Origin of the sequence: Streptomyces sp. NPDC006197, assembly GCF_040613865.1 — a bacterium.
Classification (GTDB): domain Bacteria; phylum Actinomycetota; class Actinomycetes; order Streptomycetales; family Streptomycetaceae; genus Streptomyces.
This window is the reverse complement of the sequence record NZ_JBEXSZ010000245.1, coordinates 1-6548: the sequence shown is the minus strand read 5'-3', so window position 1 is coordinate 6548 and position 6548 is coordinate 1. Positions and strand designations below refer to the sequence as shown.

The 6548-nt window shown below is 69.7% G+C and carries 7 protein-coding genes and 2 pseudogenes; 6 read left to right on the top strand and 3 right to left on the bottom strand.

Features of this window, described 5'->3' with window-relative positions:
* Positions 1 to 78 precede the first annotated feature (78 nt).
* From ABZ318_RS38545 to ABZ318_RS38530, 4 genes and pseudogenes are all read left to right on the top strand, one after another.
* Entirely contained in the window at positions 79 to 372 is a 294-nt protein-coding gene (locus ABZ318_RS38545; RefSeq protein WP_356907079.1) for a VOC family protein, read from the top strand.
* Positions 373 to 1660: 1288 nt separating this feature from the next.
* The gene (locus ABZ318_RS38540) at positions 1661 to 1807 is read left to right on the top strand and encodes a hypothetical protein (RefSeq protein WP_356907078.1); all 147 of its coding nucleotides are present in this window, start codon (positions 1661 to 1663) and stop codon (positions 1805 to 1807) included.
* Positions 1804 to 2574, top strand: coding sequence for an NUDIX domain-containing protein (locus ABZ318_RS38535; protein ID WP_356907077.1), 771 nt, complete (start codon positions 1804 to 1806; stop codon positions 2572 to 2574). The genes ABZ318_RS38540 and ABZ318_RS38535 overlap by 4 nt, the downstream gene beginning before the upstream one ends.
* 117 nt (positions 2575 to 2691) lie before the next feature.
* Positions 2692 to 2910: pseudogene (locus ABZ318_RS38530) on the top strand (IS5/IS1182 family transposase); the annotation flags it as partial.
* A 27-nt stretch (positions 2911 to 2937) separates the two neighbouring features.
* On the opposite strand, the gene ABZ318_RS38525 reads toward ABZ318_RS38530, so the two are convergent.
* Complete coding sequence (locus tag ABZ318_RS38525; protein WP_356907080.1) at positions 2938 to 3075, bottom strand: hypothetical protein; 138 nt, start codon at positions 3073 to 3075, stop codon at positions 2938 to 2940.
* Between the two features lie 519 nt (positions 3076 to 3594).
* Here ABZ318_RS38525 and ABZ318_RS38520 point away from each other — a divergent pair.
* The gene (locus tag ABZ318_RS38520; protein ID WP_356907076.1) at positions 3595 to 4011 is read left to right on the top strand and encodes an ester cyclase; all 417 of its coding nucleotides are present in this window, start codon (positions 3595 to 3597) and stop codon (positions 4009 to 4011) included.
* A 212-nt stretch (positions 4012 to 4223) separates the two neighbouring features.
* On the opposite strand, the gene ABZ318_RS38515 is transcribed toward ABZ318_RS38520, so the two are convergent.
* A complete protein-coding gene (locus tag ABZ318_RS38515) occupies positions 4224 to 5096 on the bottom strand; it encodes a helix-turn-helix transcriptional regulator (RefSeq protein ID WP_356907075.1) in 873 nt (290 codons plus the stop codon).
* Positions 5097 to 5276: 180 nt separating this feature from the next.
* Here ABZ318_RS38515 and ABZ318_RS38510 point away from each other — a divergent pair, with 180 nt between their 5' ends.
* Positions 5277 to 6053, top strand: coding sequence for an SDR family oxidoreductase (locus ABZ318_RS38510; RefSeq protein WP_356907074.1), 777 nt, complete (start codon positions 5277 to 5279; stop codon positions 6051 to 6053).
* Positions 6054 to 6431: 378 nt separating this feature from the next.
* On the opposite strand, the pseudogene ABZ318_RS38505 reads toward ABZ318_RS38510, so the two are convergent.
* Positions 6432 to 6548 (bottom strand): annotated as a pseudogene (locus tag ABZ318_RS38505) (DUF1772 domain-containing protein); the annotation flags it as partial.

Here is a 6548-nt window from a genome sequence, read left to right as displayed (position 1 = left end):
TCATGACCCGACGCCTCACCCACCAAAACACCCTCAACTGGCGCGACACCTGACCACAAACGAAACAGACAACCGAGAATCAAACGCTCACTAAGCCAGAAGGACTGGGTCAACCTGCGCAACGACGGCGTCGAGCTGTCGTTTCAGCGGGTGGAGAACTACCAGCGGCCCAGCCGGCCGGGCCAGGAGCATCCGCAGCAGTTCCACCTCGACTTCGAAGTGGACGAGTTCGAGCCCGGGCAGCGCCGGGCGATCAAGCTGGGCGCCACCCTCCAGAAGAGCTTCGTCGGCGAGTCCGGCTACGGCTGGCAGGTCTACACCGACCCGGTCGGGCATCCGTTCTGCCTGTGCCGCAACCGTCCCCAGTCCTGACCGCACACGACGAGAATCCGCCCCGGCTATGAATGGAGCCGGGGCGGCTGCGAAGATTCGACGGAAGTGATGGGGCTGGAAGGTGAGAGGGGCGCCCGCGCTGTCGACCAGGCCCGAGGCCAGTAGAGTCGCGTCGGGGTCGCGGATTCGGGAGACGACCGCGCTAAGGATCGCCGGCGGTTCTCGGTGTCCCAGGCATGGACGGGCGCCAGTCAGCGCGCTTGCTGGAGCGTCGGAGATGCCGCGGTCTTGACCCGATGAGGAACCCCGGGTCGGGTCTGACAGCATCCGCGCAGAGCAGCGCCAGGACCCCGGCCAGCAGTGTCTCGCGTCGGGACACACATGGTTCCGAGCGGGCCCACTGCGCGAAGGCGTCCCTTCATCTTTGGGACGCGATCTGCCGGCCGTGGGTCGGGCTCGCCTGTCGGCGGGTCGTGGTGAGCCAGTCCGGCGGGGATGCCGTCGGCCCTGGTGGGACAGTTGTAGATGTCCGGGGTCGGCAGGTACTCGTGACCGAGGATCTTCTACACGTAGGCCGGCGGCATGTTCGGGTCGTCGAGCATCAGGAACGTCGCCGTGTGCCGCAGGTCGTGAAGGGTCCAGTTGGCGCCCAGGAGCTCGTTGGCACGGTTGAACATCATGCGGGGCCGCGTCGTACTCCAGAGGTAGCCAAGGGCGTCGTGGTGTCCACCACAGTGGCCGCGCCGTCTTGCTTGAGGGTGAGCAGTTCTTCGGCGCGGGCGCCGGTGGCTACCCGGGCGGTCGGCAGGGCTCGATCGCGGTGCGAGCGGAGCCCTGCGAAGACCTTGGTGCACTTCTTGTCGGGAATCCGTCGCGGGATCTGCTGAGGAACGGTCGGCCGGTAGAGGCCCGTGCGTCGGTTCCGGTGCTTCTTCTCGTCATCGCTCTGCGCCCCCGGCCGAGCCGCGCGGCGTTCAGAACCAGCGGGAACGGGTTGACGAGCGATGCCCCGACGTTGTCCTCAGATGGGAGGCGTAGAACTGCCGCAGCACATCCATGCCGTACGAGCGCGGCGTCAGCGGCGGCTTGTCCCTTGCCATCAGTTCCTTGCCATCAGTTCCTTGAGGCACAGCCCGGCGGGCTCCGCCTGTCTCCCGTCTCCAGTAGCCGGCCTCGCTCGGGCAGGACGAAGTCCCTCGGATCCCTTCCGGGAGGTTGCTCATCAAGCAGGTCGGGAAGCTAGCAGGTACCCCATCTGAGCTGCGAGGCTCATGAGTTGGTTCGGTCAACAGGCCCCGCCCTCCGCTCCGCGGCCGACGGATCCGGCATGATCATGGTGACCGGGTTCAGCCTCGCCGACCCGCGTGGCGTCGAACCGCTCGGCCACTCCTACCGAGAGAGCTACGTGCCCTGGATGAACATCACCCTTGCCCCTGCCCCGCCCGGTCCGACGCTCCGGCCCCGGTCCTCGTGAACCGCGCCGCTGACCTGCCCGAGCCGGAGGACGTTCCCGGGCCCGCCCGACCCCCGGTCGAGTTCCTCGATGCTCGCGCGCTGGTGTTCGCCGAGCAGGCGACGCCTGTCCTCTCCTCCTGGGAGGAACGTGAAGTGGACCGGCTCTGGGAGGAGACGACGGCCCGCAACCCCGCCACGTTCGACGGCCCTCTGGTGGCCGTTCTCGGCCTCGACCGGCCCGGAGACGGAAGTCTGGTAGTGCGCTGGGCCCCGATGTCGTACCGCTACCGTGCCCTGCGTCGGTTACGACCGCCCGAGCAGGTTCCCGGCTCTGTGTTCGTCACCGTTCTCCTGCCCACCGAGGAGGGTCTCATGGTCGGACGCGGGTCTCCCGCCACCGCGGCGCCCGGCCGGTGGAGCCTGCCGGGTGGCGCGGTCGAACCACCTTTGGTCGGCAGGCCCCTGAACACGGCGGAGCTGCGCGGGCACGCCGCCCGCGAGTTGGTCGAGGAGACCGGTGTGCGCGTCGCCGTCGAGGAGCTGCGGCTGTGGGCCCTCAGCCGGGGCAGCCGGTTCGGCAGCCTCGGCTTCCACTTTCTCTGCCCGCCCGTGTCCGGTGCGCTCGTACGCCGCCTGCACGCGGACCTGTCCGTCGTGGAGGCCAGGTCCGGCACAGGGCCGGAACTCGACGAGATCGGCTTCGTACCCTCGCCGGCCGCAGCGGGTCGCCTCGGCTTGACGGCGGACTACCTGCCTCAGCTGTTCGACCGGTACTTCACCGCCTGACCTGTGTGTCCCCGCCTCTCCCGGATCTCCGTGCTCACGAAGGGATGCCATGCCGGACAGCGGAGGAACCGAAGGAGTCGACGCCGCCACCAAGCTCGTGGTCGCCGTGGTCGCCCGATGCCCGGCAATGTCACGGACACCAGGGCATGGCCGGACGCCGGCGTGGCCCGGCGCCTCGACGGCGTGACTGTGTCGGCCGGCGGTGCGTACCTCAACACCGGCCTCGTCGCCCCGCATCGCAAACGCCCCGGCCGGGTCCTGCTTCCCGGCGAGGAAGAAGACAACGCCGAGCACCGGCGGGGGGCCCGGGTCGAGCACGCCTTCGCCCGAGTGAAGGCCTGGAAGGTCCTGCATGACTGCCGCCTACGAGGCGACGGCGTGCACCACGCGATGCATGGCATCGCCCGTCTGTACGGCCTCGGCCTCGGCCTCGGCCTCGGCCTCACCGTACGGCCCTGCCGCGCAGGGGACCGAGGGCGAGACCTTCTGCGGCGTCTTCATCCACGCCCTTGACCCCGACCGTGGCCGGCGCATCGACGTCACCATCCGGGAGACCGCCGCCTGCCCCTCTACGAACTCATGCTGGACCGGCCATCCTGCCGATGGTTTCCGGTCCCGCATACTCGGCCTCCGCCCCGATCGAAACCGTGCTCGAAAGTTCGGGCGGGTGTGTCAGCGCGTTCATCGCGTCGGCGTCCCGGACGCGCGGAAGGGCGTCAGGGCACCCATCGGCGCCCCGGAGGCGACGGGCGGCGGGCTCGCCGCCATTCCTGATCCGCATTCAGACGACACGGCGCTGCGGACACCAGGGCGGCGATCGCGCCGAGCGGGACGAGTACAAGTCGATGCCTTCGGTCTCGGCCTGGGCCACGGCGAGGGACAGTGCCGGTGGAGTGAAGCCGAGGCGGCATCGGCGCGGCGACGGCGCCGCGATGAGACCCGCTCGGAGACGCTGTCCGCCGAAGAGCGGATGCCGTCGTGATGGACAGCATCCCCTGGCACCATCGAGGAGATCGCTTCGTGTCCGCCGAGACCAACAAGGCGCTGGTGCGCCGGCTTTTCGAGGAAGTGCTCAACGAGCGGCGTGTGGAGGTCATCGACGAGCTGGCCTCGACGAACTATCAGGAGAACGACCCGCTGCCCGGGCAGCGCGAGGGACGTGAGGGGCTGAAGGATCGAGTGACCATGCTCGTGGAAGGGCTGTCACCCACCTTCACCATCGAGGACCTCATCGCGGAGGGAGACCGCGTCGTGATCCGTTGGACCAACAACGCCACTCACTCCGGAACCTTCCTGGGCATTCCCCCGACGGGACGATCATGCCGCTTCGCCGGAATCGACATCTTCCGGCTGGACGACGGTCGGCTCGTCGAACACTGGGACGTCGTCGACCAGCTCTCCATGCTCCGGCAACTGGAGCTGCTGCCGTCGTCCTGAGCCCGAGGGGCGAAGGTGACGGGGAGTCGTCTCCCACAGCATCTGAAACCGGCGCCGAGGTGAGCCGGGCAGGCGACCGGGGCACGCCGTCGACCGAACTGCGCATGCGCCTCCCCGAGAGCCACTCCGGGCCGTCAGGGAGTGGCCGCGCACGATGTGTGCCGGCAGCGCGGCGTTGCGGTCCTTCGCGGGGTGGGCGGACGGCGGTGGTGTCAGCCGGGGTGCGGGGTGGCGGGTGCCGTGGTCTCGGGTGCGGTCCAGCTGGCCAGGACCTGTAGGGCCTGGGCGGTTTCGGAGCCGGGTTCGACGTTGTAGACGCACAGGGTCTGTTCCGCGTCGCCGGGGGCCTGGAAGGACTCATAGGAGAAGTGCAGGTCCCCGACGAGGGGGTGGTGGTAGCGCTTGGTGCCGTGGGTGCGGCGCAGCACCCGGTGGTCGTTCCACCAGGAGGTGAACTCGGTGCATCGGAGGGTGAGTTCACCGACGAGGTCGGCGAGCTGCCGGTCGTGGGGGTAGCGGCCTGCTTCCAGCCGGAGGATGGCCACCGTCTCCGCGGCGATCCGTTCCCAGTCGCCCACGCGCTCGCGGGCCTCGGGGTCCAGGAGGTAGTAGCGTGCCAGGTTGCGGCGGGTGGCGGGGAGGGTGTCGAAGTCGGTGAGGACCGCCCTGGCGAGCCGGTTGGAGGCCAGCACGTCGGTGCGTCGGCCCAGGATGAAGGCCGGCACGTGGTTGAGGGTCTCCAGCATCAGGTGCAGGCCCGGGCGGACCCGCTGGGCCTTGGCCGGCGCGCGGCGTGCAGTCCGGGCGCCGGACCGCAGAAGGTCGGTGAGGTGCTCGCGTTCGGTCTCGTCCAGCCGCAGCGCGTGGGCGATCGCTTCCACGACCTCGGTGGAGGGGTTGCCCGCCCGTCCTTGTTCCAGACGCGTGTAGTACTCGGTACTGACGCCGGCCAAGCGGGCCGCCTCGTCCCTGCGCAGGCCGGGAACGCGGCGGACACGCCCGTCGGAGGGCAGTCCGGCCTCTCCCGGGGTGATGCGCGCACGCCGTGAGCGCAGGAAGCCGGAGATTTCCTTGGTGCGGTCCATGCCTCCAGTGTGAGCACGTCAGCGGTCCCGTGTCCGCTCCAAGGTGGCCCTGCGGGTACCAGTTTGGACAGGGCCAGTCATGGCGTCCCGAGGGGCTCGGCCGGGTGGTGTGCTGGATGTGCGGTTGGCGGAGCCGGCCGCGATCTCATCCTCCCCCCTCCCTCTTGGAAGGTACGCATCATGTCCACGAACACCATGTCCCAGCCCCTGGCCGGTCGCGTCGCGGTCGTCACCGGCGCCTCCAGCGGCATCGGTGAGGCGTCCGCCGAGCAACTGGCGTCCCTGGGTGCCCGCGTCGTCGTCCTGGCGCGGCGTGCCGACCGGTTGGCGGACCTCGTCGCCCGTATCGAGAAGAACGGCGGCAGCGCGGTGGCAATCGCTGCCGACGTGACCGACGCCGCCGCTCTGCAGGGCGCCGCCGACCGGGTGGAGGCCGAGTTCGGCGGTGCCGACCTGCTCCTGAACAACGCCGGCGTCATGCTGCCCGCTCCGATCGAGGAGCTGGCGACCGACCAGTGGAAGCACCAGATCGACCTGAACATCACCGGTCTGATGAACGCGATCGGCGCGTTCACCCCGCAGCTGGTCGAGGCCGCTGCCGAACGCGGTGTGGCCGACCTGATCAACACCTCGTCGATCGCGGCGCAGAACATCTTCCCGAACTTCGCGGTCTACTCCGGCACGAAGGCATACGTGACCCACCTCTCCCGTCACCTCCGGGCCGAACTGGGCGCGAAGAACGTGCGTGTCTCGGCGATCGAACCGGGCATCGTCGGCACCGAGCTGCAGAGTCACGTCACTGACCAGGGCGCCCGGGACTGGCTGGCCGGCTCCAAGGAGACCATGGAGTGGCTCACGGCGCAGGACATCGCAGAGACCGTCGGCTTCATCGCCACGCTGCCGCCGCGGGTGAACCTCCAGCAGGTCACCATCATGCCCACCGGCCAGGCCGGCTGACCGGCAGTTCAATGGGAGTCGGCACCGCCGGTCGCCCCCACGGACGACGATGAGCACGGGGCCCGCTCGACCAGGGCGTGGGGCAGGTCGAGTGCGGCAGGACGGGGAGCCGACGGGGCTCCCGTGCCGGTGGGTCGCGAGGTCGAGCACCTCCCTCAACCACCTCCCTCAACGGCGCGGGAGCCCTGCCCGTCACGGACCCGCCGTCACGCCGCCCCCATCGCCCGGTCGGTGGCCACGCAGTGACGTGGCTGTTCGGACGGGCGGGCGGGCAGTGGCGGGAAATGCCCGCCGGGTTCGGTGCCCGGTCATTCGGTGGCCCGCTGCCGCCCAGGGAGCGGTTGTGGTTGGTGGTCGGGGTGTTGTCGGCTCGTGGGGTCAGGTGAGGGCGGTGGCCAGCAGGGTGAAGGCGGTGATGATGACGGCGACGCGGAGGTAGTGGTAGCGGTCCCAGCGGTTCATCTGCTGCTTCCAGTCCGCGGGCCGGTTCTCGGG